General features: G+C 62.2%; 1 protein-coding gene. It reads right to left on the bottom strand.

Annotated features, from left to right (window positions below):
- Window positions 1-250: 250 nt before the first annotated feature.
- Entirely contained in the window at window positions 251-16,444 is a 16,194-nt protein-coding gene (locus AC3WQS_RS18400) for a non-ribosomal peptide synthetase (RefSeq protein ID WP_492713290.1), read from the bottom strand.
- Window positions 16,445-16,475 lie beyond the last annotated feature (31 nt).

The following is a 16,475-nucleotide window of genomic DNA, read 5'->3' as shown; positions in this document are numbered from 1 at the left end:
CGCTGCGACGTGTCAGCTCAGGCCGAAGATCGCGCCGATGATGGTCCGAGCAGCCTCGAAGAGCGCATCAACGGACGGGACACCGATTTCAGAGCTGATGGAAAAAAGGGAACCCAACATACGATCCTCCGGAGATAGTTTCTGAATGGCTTACTGCCACAAGGAAAATGCTACGGGTTCTACTTGTGGAACGGAAGCATGGGGGACCCCGGGTGTGACAACTCCGGACCAAAGTCCCGGCACCGCAGATCTACTGCACCCCAGCATGATTGCTCTCCCCCGCCTCGGATTCGACGCCTTGAGAATTGTCGACGAGGACTTTCGCAACACTCGCCAAAGCCTCCATGCTCGACATTTCCGCGTGAGAGCAGTCGACCAAGTACGGCCGCAGCGGCCCCACCAGTTGGGACCATTTTTCGACCAGGTGACGATGTTCAGGCAGATCATGCTGCGCCACAAACAATTCCACTGAACCGAAATAGCGCCGCGGCGTGTGGTCCCGGACGATTCGCGACAGTTTTTCAACCCGCCCCACCACGGATTCGAGAACCGTATCGGAAAGGAAATCCATACCGGTCTGCCTTCGGATCTCTGCCGCAACGTCTACGAAAGTCAATGCTGCAGTTTCAGTTTCAACCTCAGCTAGTCCGATCTGTGCAAACAGTTCGGAAGGTTTCGGAGCCGCTTGTACCGATGGCATCATCTCCGGCAACAGCGCGTCGAGCATGACAACCGAACCGACCAGATCGCCCGTCTCTTCGAGTTGGCTCGCCATCTCGAGCGCGATCGTTCCACCGGCAGACCAACCCAGTAGATGGTATTCACCCGACGGCTGCACATTCCGTACGGCATCGACATACCCCGACGCCAACTCCGCCACCGTGCCGGGTAGCTCACCTGCACCCGTTGCCTGGATGCCGTACACCCGTCGACCTTCGAGCTGACCGACGAGTCCGACGTAGCACCAGGCAATTCCGCTGACCGGATGCACACAGAACAACGGCGGCCTTACGTCATCAGGATTGCCGCCCAACATGACGAGCGTGTCCAGCGGATCCGAATGGAACGAATCACCCTCCAAGACGTCGGCATGAACGAGATCCATCCGAGAGGCAAGCTCCGCCACAGTTCGATCGGTGAAAATCCATTGAACCGGGAAATCCCTGTTCAGGGTCTCACGCAAGCGCGAAGCCACTCGAACTGCACCCATGGATGTCCCGCCGAGCTCGAAGAAGTCGTCGTAGCGGCCCACCGATTTCGCGCCGGTCACGCCCTCGAATGCCTGTGCCACTTGACGTTCGGTATCCGAGACGGGTCGATCCACACTCGACCCTACCTGCGGCGAAGGAGCAGGAAGTGCCGCTACGTCTATCTTCCCCGAAGCGAGCAGCGGGACCACTCCCACCACCGTCACCGACGAAGGCAGCAGGTGCTTCGGCAGCAGGCCGGAGACAAACCCGCGAAGCTCCGATTCCGTCACCGAACCGATTTCCGCCAGCGTTACGTACGACCGGAGTTCAGCGGATCCGTGCCCGTCGTCAGAGACGACGGTAACCGAGAAGGTCACTGCTCCATGGCTTGACAGAGCCACGTCGACCTCCGCCGGTTCCACGCGGACACCCCGCACCTTCACCTGTGCGTCGTTGCGCCCCAGGTACTCGAGCGCTCGGTCGTGACGCCTACGACGCACGAGGTCACCCGTGCGATACATCCGAGTCCCCACCGCATAAGGATTGGCAACAAAACGCTCGGAAGTCAGACCCGGAGAGGCGACGTACCCCCGTGCCACATTCTCGCCGGCGAGGAATAGCTCTCCCGCAACGCCATCCGGAACCGGTCGGAGCCTCTGATCGAGAACAAACGGCGTCGTGCCAGGTACCGGGGTGCCGACGGTGACGTCCCCGTCAGTGATCCGCGCGGAAATCGATGCCGCGATCGTTGATTCGGTCGGTCCGTATCCGTTGACGATGCGATGTCGGGGTGACCACGCCGACGCAAGGCGGGCAGAGAGCGGCTCCCCCATCGATTCGACGATCAACGGTTGCACTGCATCCGGATCGACTGTGGCCAGGACCGTTGGCGTCACGATCAGATGTGTGACGTCGGCAGCGATCAGCAGATTCGTGAGTTCCTCTCCCCCGTAGACGAAGTCAGGAGCCAGAATCAACGTTCCACACCCTGCCGCCGCCAGAAGAATCTCGATCACCGACGCGTCGAAGGTCGACGACGCCAATTGCAGGACTCGGGGGCCACGATCGAGCTCGGCGATCTCGGCGTGCGCGGTGTAGACGTTCATGATGCCGCGGTGTGAAACCTCGACACCCTTGGGTCTTCCCGTGGAACCCGACGTGTAGATGACGTAGGCGAGGTTGTCGGGATGAGCCGGCGTTGCCGATACCTCGACAGCCCCACCAGCAGTGCAGGATTCATCCATCGCCACCCACTCGACGGAGTCCGGCAAACTCTCGGATGCACCTCGCGCTGTCAAACCGACAACCGAACCGCACTCCTCGACCATCGTCTGTCGGCGCGCTGTCGGCAGCGCTGGATCGAGCGACAGCCACGCTGCGCCTGCCCGCGCTACCGCCCACAGCGCAACGATCCACAGATGCCCGCGACCGAGCGCAACGGCCACCACGTCATCGGGTCCGATTCCTCGGACCACCAGCTCGCGAGTCCAGTGCGACGACTCCTTGTGCAGGTCGCGATAGGTCCAGCGCCTGCCGTTCTCTTCCAGCGCGATGCCGTCGGGTGCCTGCCGCAGCGCGCGTTCGAAAATGTCCGCAATCGTCAGCGGTTCGACGTGTCGAGGATTCGCAGCCGTCAGCGCCGAGCGTTCGAGACCGGACAGCAATTCGATCTCCCCGACCACGATCTCGGGTTCACCTGTCACTGCTTCGGCGATACGTGTCACCCGCTGCATGAACAGTTCCGCCGTCGACGCGCGGAATCTGTCTGTGGCATACAGCAATCGAATCGTCAGACTGTCACCGGTGTCGACCAGGTCCCACGTCAAGTCGTAACCGGTCGACGACCCTGCCTTGTCGATGTCGAAGACGGTGATGCCGTCGATCTGCGGCACGTCGAGCGCTCGCCGATATGCCAGCATGACTGTGAACAGGGGATGCTCGTTCATCCTGCGCGGCGGATCGACCTTCGCAACTACATCGTCGAACGAGACGTCCGCGTTCGCCATTGCTTCCAGATCGACACGGCGAACCTCGTCCAGGACAGCAGCGAAGCGGTCGGAGGAGTTGATCCTCGTGCGCAATGCGACAGTACCCACCATCATGCCGGCCACGCTCAGCAGCGCCGGATCGTTCCGCAGACTCACAGCTGCTCCCACCACGACGTCGTCCGTGACGCACTCGCGAGCGAGCAGCACGGCAATCACGCTGTGGACAACCATGAATACCGTGACGCCATGCGAACGAGCCAACGCCGACAACGCGTCATAGGTGGCACCATCGAGGACTTCCGTCACCATCTCGTCGGATCGTGAAGACACCGGACTCCGGGGGTTGTCGACGGGTAGAGCCAACACATCCTCGACGCCACCAAGTGCGTTCGACCAGTAGTCGAGTTGCCGATGCGCCACGCTCAGAAGATCCTCCGGATCGCCCAAGCTCTCTCTCGCCCAGAGACTGTAGTCGCCGTAGCTGATCCCCTCAGCGGAGCGATCCCATTCCCTTCCGAGCACCCTCGCCTCGAAGGCTTCCGCGAAATCGGCAAGGATCGGGCCCATCGACGCACCGTCGATTGCGATGTGGTGAACAACCAGTACCAGGACAGTCAATCCTGCAGAATCGGCTCCTGCATTTTCGCTGAACACACGCACACGGAACGGAACATCTCGTTCGAGATCGAACGGCACAGTCGCGAAGGCCGAAGCGCTCGCACGGATATCGTCGACGCACTCAGCGGTGAGATCGACTGCAACAGAGTCTATTTCAACCTGTTGTGGACCGAGTTCACCCGGAACAAACACAGTTCGCAACACGGCATGGTGATCGACGACGTCACCGAGGGCGCTGCTCAAAACCGAACGATCGATGTCGTCTGCCAGGACCGCTGCAAACGTCAGGTTGTACGCAGTCGATTCCGGCTGAAGCTGATTGATCAGCCAAAGTCGTTGTTGCGAGGGCGCCAGTGGGGCCGGCATGCCGGAATCACGTCGAGTCAGTTCGCGGCGCTTGCCATCGGACGCGCTCGCCGACAGCCACTGAGACATCGCTCGCGGCGACGGATTGTCGAAGACGGCGCGAACAGGCACATCCCGCGCGAAGATCGAGGCGAGTCGACCTGCCACCGCTGCTGCGGCCAACGAATCACCACCTGATTCGAACAGGTCGTGCAGAGCGCCGAAACTTCCGGACACGTGTTCCGACATGACAGCGGTGACGAGTTCCTCCGAAACCGTCACTGCTGCATCGGGCGCCTGGCTCTCGAACACATGGCGCCGCAACGCATCTGCGTCCAGTTTTCCGTTCGTCGTCAGCGGGATCGACTCCAACACGACCACGCGGCCGGGCATCAGATATGCAGGCAACATCGCGGCCAACTCGATTGTCAGCTGATCCGCCTCCACACCATCGCCAACCGCGCACGCAACGGCGATCTCGTCGACGAGGACAACCGCCGCAGCCTCGACGCCCGTGCACCGCCGCAGAGCTGATTCGATTTCGGCGGGCTCGACGCGGATTCCTCGCACGCTCATCTGACGGTCGGAGCGTCCGACGAATCCGAGCGTGTCATCGGTGCGGCGGTGAACCAGATCACCGGTCCGATAACGGCGGCGTCCACCTGGTGCTGCGACGAACGAGCTGGCGGTGCCGGCGGGATCTCCGGCATAGCCCATCGCAAGCCCGGGCCCGCTGACGTACAACTCACCGATCCCGGCCCACGGCACCGGACGCAGTCGCGTATCCAGTACCTCTGCACCGATTCCGGCGAGTGGAACTCCGATGGTGACCCGATGATCCACCTCGGCGACGGTCGTGACCACCGTGCATTCCGTCGGTCCGTATGCGTTGAGCATTCGCGCGCGGCGACTCCATGCACGCGCGGTGGAAGGTGAGAGCACATCGCCACCGACTGCCACCACCTCCAATGAGTCGAACCGCTCCGGAGCCATGGTGTCGAGTACGGCCGGAGTGGACAACATGTGAGTGACGCCGCGTTCTGCGACGAATTCTTCGAGTGCCCTTCCGCCGAAAGCCTCCCGAGGAGCGACCGCCAAGGTAGCCCCGGCGCCGATCGCCAACATCATCTCGAGAATCGCCGCATCGAACGTCGGTTTGTAACCGTGCAGCACAACCGAGTCCGAAGTCACGCCGTACTTCCGGATTGCGTCGTCGGTAAGAAGGCCCAGACCTCGGTGGGTGACTGCAACGCCTTTCGGTTCACCAGTCGACCCGGACGTGTGAACGACGTACGCGACTGAATCCGGATACTGCCGACCGGGAACGGGGCTGCGGTCGGAGAGCACTGTGCGCAGTTGCTTCAGCCGTGCCGGCGGCAGGTCGGGGTCGATCGGCACGAATGCCGCGCCCGTTTTCGAGATCGCCAACATTCGGACCAGATACGCGATAGTCCGTACCGCCGGAATCTCGTACACGGCACCCGGTCCTGCGCCCCGAGCCACCAGTTCCCAGGCTTGGGCATCCGAGGCAGAGTCGAGTTCGGCATACGTCACCGTGCGCTGCCCGTCGTCGAGAGCAATGTTGTCAGGGAATCGCGCCGCTGTGGCGGCGAAAATCTGGGTCAGCGTCCGGGACGAATCGACCTCGACAGCAGTCCAACTGGGCGCCGCGCCCACCGCGAGATCCGAAACGAGTACTGGCACATCCTCGGCCATCGAGGTGAGCACTCTCGACAGTTGTCGAGCAACCGCGTCGGCGCTCGAAGGATCGAACGCGCTCGCGGCATAGATGAGCGCTCCGGTCAATGATCCGTCGACAGCGGGTGCGAGCGAGACGTGCATGGGGAACTTCGTTGTCGCGGTCTCGATTTCGCGAGCCTCAATCGTGAGACCGGCCACCTCCACGGCAGGGATCGCGAAGTTCTGCAGACCCAGCGCAATCTGGGGAGTTCGTCCGCCGAGCAGCTCACCAACCAATTCGGCAGGAACAGAGCTATTTTCGAATGCTGCCACATCAGCATGGAAAGCTGCACCCAACAGAAGGTCGATCGGCACGTCCCCGTCGATCCGAAGGCGAAGAGGCACCGTATCCACGAACATGCCGACCACGCCGTCGAGCTCAGGCGTACGCCGTCCGTCGACAGCTGTCGCGATCACGACATCGGGATTTCCACTCAGCTTGGCAAGCACCACGGACAACGCCGCATGAACCACCGCAAACAGCGAGACCTTCAATCGATCGGCTCGCGCCTGCAGTGACAAGGTGATGACGGCTGGAATCACGAAGTTCACTCGCTGCGCTACGGAATCCGGCCCGCCATCAGAATGATCCACCGTCAGCGGCGACACAGATGTCACACCGTCGAGCGTTCGGCGCCAGAACTCCTCGACGACAGGGGAAACGTCACGTGCTGCCTCCCACGCGGCAAAATCCCCGTACTGGATCGGCAGCGGAGACCATTGCGGATCCAGTCCAGCTCGTCGCTTGCCGTAAGCGGTCAGCAGGTCGCCGACCACCGTTCGCATCGACACCCCGTCGACTGCGATGTGATGAAAGCTCACTGCCAGAACGTGCCTGACCGGTGACACCTGGAGCAGCATCCAGCGCACCGGCAGGTCTGCCGCTACATCGAAACCGCGCGAGCCGAACTCTCGCAGCAGCACCTCGACCTCGATGTCGGCGACCAGTCGCGTTTCCATTGTCAGGGGGGTCGGAGGATCCACGACCTGAACCGGTGGAGTGCCCGGATACCGGGTTCTGAGGACGTCATGACGGCCGACAAGATCCGTCGCTGCGTGACGCAGCGCGGGCACGTCGAGTTCACCGTCGATCTCGATGCAGATCGGCAGGTTGTACGCACCGCTCGACGTGTTCCGCTGGTTCAGTACCCACATCGCACGCTGGTTCCGTGACAGAGGTGCGGGCGTGGGGTCGCGGCGCGGTTCCAGTCTGACAACATCGGTCGCCGGGCCACTCTGCTCGAGCGAATCGATCCGGGCCGCCAACGCCGCAACGGTTGGATGCTCGAATACGGTCCGGAGCGGAACAACCAGCCCAAGGGAACTACTCAAGAGCGAGGTAACCTCCGCGGCCGACAGCGAGTTGCCGCCGAGCGAGAAGAAGTCTGCGTCGCGGTCGTCCTCATTCCCGCCGAGCACCGAAGTAAAAGCTTTGGCAACAAGGCGTTCTGTGGCAGTGGCCGGCCCCTCTGCACGGGAAGCTTCCAGTGTCGGCGCCGGGAGACGGGCGAAGTCGACCTTGCCGTTCCGCATCGGAAGCGCGCCCTCGATTTCGACGATGACATGCGGAACCATGTACGTCGGAAGGACTTCTGCGACAGCGGCGCGAAGTTGACCCGTGTCAACTCTTTCGGCATCCGAGCTTCGCACGTAGGCGACCAACAGAGGACTTCCCCCCTGGGCCGACCGAACCCCGGCGACGCAGAAATCGACGTTCGCGACAGACTGAATGACTGCCTCGATCTCACCCGGTTCGATCCGGACACCGTTGACCTTCACCTGCACGTCGGTTCGCCCGAGATAATGCAGGCGATACGTATTGCCTTCAGATTTGGGGCTTTCCGGCTTCCACATCACCAGATCGCCGGTCCGGTACATCCGGGCTCCTGAACTGGTTGCCACGAATCGTTCCGCGGTTCGGGCCGGTTGGCCGGCGTAACCGCGCGCGAGCATTCGACCGGAGAGATACAGTTCGCCGGCGACTCCCGGCGGCACCGGTTCGAGTCGATCATCGAGCACGACGGCGTCGACCCCGGCCAGTGGATACCCGACGGATCCGTCGTGAGTGTCAGCTGACAGATGGTCGATCGACAGTGGTTCGGTAGCAAGCGAATACATCGCGGACTCGGCAGGTCCGTATCCGTTGATCACTCTGCGTCCGGCTTGCCAGCGCTTCGCCAACGCACCGCCGAGTCGCTCGCCCCCGAACATCACCGTTGCAAGGTCCGGCAGCGACGGATCGCCGATCGAGGCGACGACAGTAGGTGTGGCGCACAGATGAGTAATTCGCTCGCGCCTCAGTGCTGATGCAAGTCCCGAGCCGAACAGTTGGTCGTCCTTCGCCAGAACGAGCGTCGCCCCGGACGCACTCGCGATGAGCACCTCGAGCAACGTCATGTCGAACCCTGGCGCTCCGCGATGGAATACGCGCGAACCCGGACCAGCCGAGAATCGACGGGGCAGGTCTTCGGCGATCACGCCGAGCCCGCCGTTGGTCACCACCACGGCCTTCGGAGTTCCAGTCGTTCCTGACGTGAAAACTACGTAGGCCGCGAGGTTCTCGGAATGCTGTCGCACCCAGTCTGCGTCCTGGCCACCACCGGCGTCGAGGCCGCAGACCGCGCCGTCGCCCAGTGCTTCGAGGACATCGCGTACTCGCGCCTGCGGCTGTTCCGGGTCCACCAATGCCGGAGCTGCACCGACCTTCGCGATCGCCCACAATCGTACGATCGACGCTATGGTCCGATCGGCAGTCCAGGCAACGACGTGGTCCACTCCGACTCCCCCGGAACGCAACTCGTCGGCTGCGACGTCCGACTGTGCATCGAGGTCTCGGTAAGTGAGTGTGTTGCCCTCAGCTTCGACCGCCACGGCGTCCGGAGCGAATTCGACGCCGTATCGCAGCATCGAGGCAAGCGTCGTACCGGAACACCGAGATGCATCGGGCCGGTCGACCGCGCCGTGTGCGGGGACGAGAAGAGCTCGCTCCGCACTCGTCAACAGGTCGATTCGCCCTACCGCGACATTGGGGTCGACAGACACTTGATTCAGGAGGTGCTCGAACCGACCCGCAAAGCTCGATACCGTCAGATCATCGAATAGATCAGCGTTATACACGAATTCGAGACCGAGACCACCCCCGATCCCCTCGTCCGTGACGTTGAGCTGCAGATCGAAATTTGCTTGCCTGACATCGGGCGAGATCTGAGTGACGGACAACCCCGGTATGGACCACGCGGCGGAATGAGTTGTCTGGAACGAGAGCGCCACCTGGAACAACGGATGTCGCGAACGCGATCGCGGTGGGTCGATCAGATCAACCAGCGATTCGAAGGGCATCTCTGCGTGCGCGAACGCCGCTACGTCTCGCTGACGAACCTGCTCGACCAACCGGCCGAACGACTTCGACGGATCGACTTCGGTCCGAAGAACAATCGTGCCGGCAAACATGCCGACCAGCTCGTCGAGTTCGGGTGTGACGCGTCCGGACACAACAGTGCCGACAGCTACGTCATTGCTGCCGTTGTACCTCGCCAGCAGCGCCGCGAGTGCAGCGTGGACAACCATGAACATGGTTCCGTTGTTCGATCGTGCGAGTGCTTGAAGGCCCGTCCGTACCGAACCCCAGATCTCTACCCGGCAGCTCGACGCGCGGGCGGAGGTCGAACGCGGACGGTCCAGGGGTAGCGTCACCTGCTCGGGAAGGCCTTCGAGAGCCTGCTTCCAGTAGCTGGATACCGTCTCGGGAATCCCCGATTCCCGTTGCCATGCGCTGTAATCGGAGTATTCGAGCGCGAGCGGCGACCACGTCGGAGCTTGCTGCGCCGAGCGAGCGATGTACGCCGCCGTGAAGTCACGTACCAACAATTCGAGCGATCGAGCATCGCCTGCAATGTGATGGACAACAACAGCCAGGATGTACTCGTCAGGCGAAAGCTGGAGAAGTGCCGCACGTACGGGCGGATCCACGGTGACATCGAAGCCCGAACCCACCAGTTCTGCAACACGATTCTCGGCGTCGTCGCCGGCGAGTGCCTCGGGATGAAACAGCGGCATCGCGTCCTCGGCGTCGAGCACCGTCTGAACCGGACGCTCGCCGACAACCGGGTATACGGTCCGCAGAGTGCGATGGCGATCGACCAGGTCGCGAATTGCCAGTTCGGCTGCAGCTACGTCCAATTCACCCGTCAGTCGTAACACTATCGGAATGTTGTAGCCGGAGGACTCTGTATCCAACTGATTCAGAATCCACATTCGGTGTTGGGGAGCCGACAGCTGCACCTCCGCAGCGCCTGGGCGAGGTACCAAAGCCAGACGAGGTACCAAAGACAACGGAGACGCTTGCCCCGCGCCGATTCGGGCGGCAGCGATGCCGGCGAGCTGATCGACGAATGGGTGCTCGAACACATCGCGGACGTCGAGGTTACAGCCCAAAGCGGAGTTCAGGCGCGACGAAAGACGAGTGGCGATCAAGGAATTGGCCCCTTGATCGAAGAGATTCCGGACCGGATCTATATGCGGAACTTCCATCAAATCGCTCAGAATGGCTGCAACTGTCTGAGCGAAGAAGTCTCGCGACTGCCGAGACGGCTGCACTTGCGAAGTCGGGTCCGGCAGTGATGCTCGGTCGATCTTGCCGTTGATCGTGACCGGCAATGACGCAAGCGGCATCAAAGCCGACGGGACCATATGTGCGGGCAACAACGAACGAGCAGTCCGCAACACACCGTCGAGGTCGTGTCCGTTCTCAGGGGTGATGTAACCGACCAAAGTCGGCCCACTGTCGAGTTCTCTCACCACCACCGTGGCCTGCTCCACCGACGTGTGAGCCAACAGCGCGGATTCGACCTCGCCCGGTTCGACGCGGTAACCGCGCAGGGCCATCTGATCGTCGGCGCGGCGAACATATTCGAGTCGACCGGCTCGCCAACGGACCAGATCGCCGCTGCGGTACATCCGCGATCCTTCGAATCCGGGTTCAGACACAAATCGGGAAGACGTCATCCCTGGTTGACCCAAGTAGCCTTCGGCCACCTGCGGACCGGCAACGTACAGTTCGCCGACAGATCCCGGCGGGACGGGCTTCAACGACGCGTCCAGCACGTAGCTGCGAAACCCTGGTAGTGGGGACCCGATCGGCGAGACAGCCTCGTCACCGGAGATGAGATCGAAATTGGTTACATGGACCGTGGTTTCGGTGATTCCGAACATATTGACACCCCGCACGTCCGGGTGCCGATCGAACCAACCCTGCACGCGCCCGACGTCGAGGCGATCGCCGCCGAAAACAATCGTCCGGAGCGGAAGCAGCATTTCCGGCGTAACTTCCGCCAACGCATAGAAGGCGGCCGGGGTCTGATTCAGAACGGTGACTTTCTCCCGCACAATCAGATCCGCGAATCTTTCGGGAGAGCGCGCGACGTCACCGTCTACGATCACCAGGGATCCGCCAGTGGTCAACGCACCCCACATCTCCCAGACCGAGAAGTCGAATGCGTGCGAATGAAACATCGACCACACGTCTTCGTCGCCGAAGTCGAAGATCTCGCGAGTCGAGGCCAGCAGAGCCAACACGTTGTCGTGAGTCACCACCACACCTTTGGGCGCTCCGGTCGATCCGGACGTGTAGATCACGTAGGCGGCGGCCTCCGACTGCGGAACAGGCCAACCGCCCGTCGCGTCAGCCGTCTCGTTCACGAGGATGACAGCTTGCTCGTACCCAACGAACCGCCCAGCTGATTCGTCCGTCGACACAATCGCTTTCGGGCCTGCATCGGCAAGTACGTAGTGGATGCGAGCGTCGGGATACTGCAAGTCGATCGGGACGTACGCAGCGCCCGCGCGAACGACGGCGATGATGGCTACGACGAGGTCGACCGATCGAGGCAGGGCGACCGCCACGCGATCCCCGACTCCAATTCCTCGATCGATCAAGACGGCGGCAAGGCCCTCCGAACGAACTCGCACCTCTTCATAGGTGACGCGAGTATCGCCACTCGACACCGCGATTGCATTCGGATGCCGGGCTGCGACGGCCCCGAAGAGGTCGGGCAGCGACTGCGCGACAATCGAAGGACCCGGCACCCAAGCCAGCAATTCTTCGCGCTCCGCAACGCTGAGAACATCGATGTCGCGCAGCATGATTGACGAGTTCTCGGTAATCGAGTCACATACTCGACGCAGTCGCTCGACCCAGCTCTGCACGGTGCCCGCATCGAACAGATCGGCGGCATATCGGAAAGTGCCGCGAATACCGCTTGCGTCGCCGTCAATCGTACGATCTTCGCGCACAGTCACTTCGAGGTCGAAGCGAGGGTGCACGGGAGGTAGCGGAGTGCCGTGGGCCGTCAAAGTTCCCACCGCGATCTCGGAATCCGGTGCTACCGGATCGACAGCGAGAACCACTCTGAGGAAGGAATTCTTGTCGCCTGCGGCCCCACCGACCGCGCGGTCGACCACCCAGTCGAACGGGACGTCGGCATTGGACAAAGCTGCCACGTCGGCCTCGCGTACCCGACTCAAGAACTCACCGAAGGTGTCTCCGCCGCGAAGGAGCGTTCGCAGCGCCACGGTCCCGACGAACATACCGACGGCGCCGTCGAACGAAGGGTGTGTTCGGCCGGACGTCGGGGCTCCGATGACCACATCGGACGCACCGGTGATCTTGCTCAGCGCAATCGCAAGGCAGGCGTGCAACACCATGAAGGTTGTGCAGTGATGCGCTCGAGCGATCTCGTTGAGCGCTGCATGGACGGTCGAGGGCAATTCGAAAGTCACGTCCCGAGCCGACGACGGTTGGTCCGGCCGGCGGGATCTGTCCACGGGAAGCGCAAGAGTCGGATCAACGCCGGCGAGTGCGTCGGACCAGAATTCCAGCTGGCGACCTGCCAAGCTCTGTGGATCTGCAGGATCACCGAGAATGGTTCTGTGCCAAGCGGAATAGTCGCGGTAGTCGAGCGCGGGCGAAGGCCAGATCGGCGACCGTCCGTCGGCGCGAGCGTCGTACGCGGAGATCAGGTCAGAAACGATCGTGGCGAACGAAAGGCCGTCCAAGGCTATGTGATGCGCAACTACGGTCAAGCGGTGGTCGGCATCGCTGCCGGAGGTGAGGATCAAACGAAGCGGCGCATCGGTCTCCAGGTCGAAACCTGCCGCAACCAAATCCGCTGACGCAGCCTCGTAATCCTCGGACGGAACCTCGATCAGAGTCACCGGAGTCGCGGTCGCAACTTGGATCGGCCACGTGTCGTGATTCTGTTCGAACGAGAACACGGTACGCAAGACGAGATGGCGATCGGTCAGGTCGGCTACCGCCGCCCTCATCGCCTCTGTATCCAGTGCACCACTGAACGCGACCTCGAACGCGATGTTGTACGCCGACGACTGGGGATCGCGACGGTTGAGCAGCCATAGACGTTGTTGCGCCGGAGCGATTTCGACGGTGACCTCGTCCGAAATGCGCTCGGGCTCCACCACCCAGTCCGCCCGGTCCTCACGAATCTTCTGGGCCAGACGCGCCGGAGTCGGGGCGCCGAACACGTCCCTGACACCAACTCGTCTACCGAGTGCAGAACTCACGCGCGCGGCAACATACACGGCGTCGAGGGAACTACCGCCCCAGGCGAACAAGTCGGAGTGGGGTCCGAGAACTCCGACGCCCAGGACCTCGGCCATCACCGAGGCAATCAATTCCTCGTCGTACTCGATCGGACGGTGCACGGTCGAGTGCTGTTCGGCGACCGCGGACCATGTCGGTTCAGGAAGCGCTGAACGGTCTGTCTTTCCGTGGCTCGTGACGGGCAACGCTGCCAGAATCGTCACCGAACCCGGAAGCATGGAACGTGGAAGTAGTGAAGCCAGATGTTCGTGGACCGCCTTCTGACTCAATAGATGAGCAGTGCCGTCCCCACCTTCGGCGGCAGTCACGTACGCCGCAAGCGACCCGGATCGCTCGACCACCGCTGCTTGCGCAACACCGGGAGTCGACAGGAGCACAGCCTCGATCTCGCCCAGTTCGACGCGTACTCCACGGATCTTGACTTGTTGATCAGAGCGGCCCAAGAACTCGAGCTGACCGGCATCGTTCCATCGCACGACGTCCCCGGTGCGGTACATGCGCTCGCCGCCACCAGTGGCACCAAAGGGCGCCGCTACGAAACGCTCCGAGGTCAGCGTCGGGGAAAGGTACCCGCGCGCCAGTCCTGGTCCCATCACGTACAGCTCACCCACGGCGCCGACCGGAGTCGGACGCAACCACGAATCCAACACCACAGCGGCAACGCCGTCGATCGGACGCCCGATCGGAGTATCACCGCCAGGCTCGAGTGGCTCGCTCATGAATGCCGCGACGGTCGCTTCACTGGGTCCGTACGAATTAACGATGTCGACATGACTCGACCACACATCCACGAGCGCCACCGGCGGTCGCTCGCCGCCGACGTTCAACACTCGAAGATCCGGCAGTTTCCGAGGATCCATCGTCAGCGGAACCGACGGTGTCGAGATCAGGTGCGTGACACCCTCGAGCCGCAGATAGTCTTCGAGGTCCACTCCGCCGATCAATCCGGGAGGAACGATCACGGCGGTCGCGCCGCAGCCGTGAGCAAGCAGAATCTCGAGGATCGCCACGTCGAACGAGGTAGCTGCCAGGAGCGCGACGCGGGAGGAACTATCGATGTTCAGTCGCCTGGCGTGAGAACGCAGCAACGGTGAGATACCTCGGTGCGTGACCGCGACGCCCTTCGGCCGTCCGGTCGACCCCGACGTGTAGACCACGTAGGCGGTGTCGTCCAGGGACACGTCGCCTGAAGACGAACCGGTCCCCGCGCCTCGATCGATCGGCCCATCTACGGTCTCGTCTTCCCTGGGGTCGACGACGCAGACCCAAGCCGGCACGTTCACGAGTTCGCCGCCGACCACAACGGACACGTCGGCGTCGTCGAGGATGAAAGCGACACGCTCGGAGGGTGTTTGAGGATCCACGAAAAGAAGGGCAGCACCAGCCCGCACTACTGCATGAAATGCAACTACGGAATCGGTCGAGCGCTCGGTGAGGATCCCGACGACGTCACCTCGTTCGACGCCGTTCTCCACGAGCAAGGCGCACAGTGCATCCGCGCGAGCGCCGAGCTGGTCGTAAGTGACGTCCACACCTTGCTCGCGGATCGCGACGGCGCTCCCCTGCCCTGCGCCGCCTCTGACGACCGAATCGAGCGTCGCGAATCCGTCCGTCCGCGGACCTAACGCGGGGACCAGATCCTTCGCTTCGTCCGTCGAGAGGATGCGGAGGTCACCGAGCGCACGGGTAGCCGAGTCGAGGAATCCCTCGAGAAACCGAACGAACTGACGATGATGCATCGCCAGGTCACGTTCGCTGTAGAGGCGTGGATTGGCTTCGAAGGACAGGCGAACGTTCTCCCCCGCGATCGACGGATAAATGCTGAAGAACAGATCTTCGGTGGGTCCGGATGTGAGGACGTGAAATTCGCCGACGACGTCGCCGAGCCGAATGGCTTCGTGAAACATCATGACGTTCACGGCCGGGCCCGCCGCCTCACGGGATCCGCCCTGACCCTCCTGGAAGCCCATGTCCTCGTAGCGGAATCGCTGGTGGCGTAGTGCACCGGTCATCTGAACCGAGATCTGACGCACCAGTTCTTGTGGCGACAGATCCCGTTCGAGTTGCGCACGAACAGGCACGATGTTGGACAGCATCCCACCTGAACGTTTCGACGTCGCCGTGGTGCGGCCGGACACCGGCAAGCTGAGGACTACGTCATCGGAATCAGTCATGCGGCCGAGATAGGACGCGAATGCACCGACGAGGACCGCCACCTCGGACGTAGTCCACTCGGTCGCGACATCCGAAAGCTGTTTTGCAAGAGTTGGATTCAGTGTCCGCACCATCATGCGCTGCGGCATGGACGTCAGGCCGGCGCCGTCGGCGAGGCGAACCGGGCGGGGCAGGCCTTCGGACATCTCCGTCCAGTACTGCTTGTCCGATCGATACCGCGACGAGGATCGGTAGTCGACGTCGAGGTCATGCAGTGCACGTACCCCGAGACCACCGAAAGGAGTCAGCGTCTTGCCATGAACCAGATGCGAATAGCGCTCGGCCACCCGCGCGGTGAGTGTCATCGCCGCATGTCCGTCGAGCACGAGATGATGGGCGTGCGAGTACCAGAAATAGTGATCATCTGCCAGATGAAGCAAAGTCGCCGAGATCAGGCGGTCAGACATCACGTCAAGTGGCCGTGAGTATTCCGCGGTCATCCACTCGTTCGCGCGCTGAACCGGGTCGTCGTCGCTGCGTAAGTCGAGGTATGCGAGATCGTCGACGATCGAGTGATCGACAATCTGCGCCGGCTCGGCATCAGTGGCGACGAGGCGAACGAACGGCGACTCCAATTCATGACATGCCGTGTTCGTTGCCTCGATCAGAGCGTCGACGTCAACCGGTCCTCGTAGCTCCACGTACTGAGCCACCACGAACGGAGTTGACGGACTCAGTTGCTGCGCAAACCACAGCGCGAGCTGAGCCCGAGACAACGGAAAAGCACTCAACCCGTCACCTCACATTTCACCAGCCTTGTTT

The sequence above is a fragment of the Rhodococcus sp. FW305-130 genome, assembly GCF_058788335.1.
This window is presented reverse-complemented; position numbering and strand designations above follow the sequence as displayed.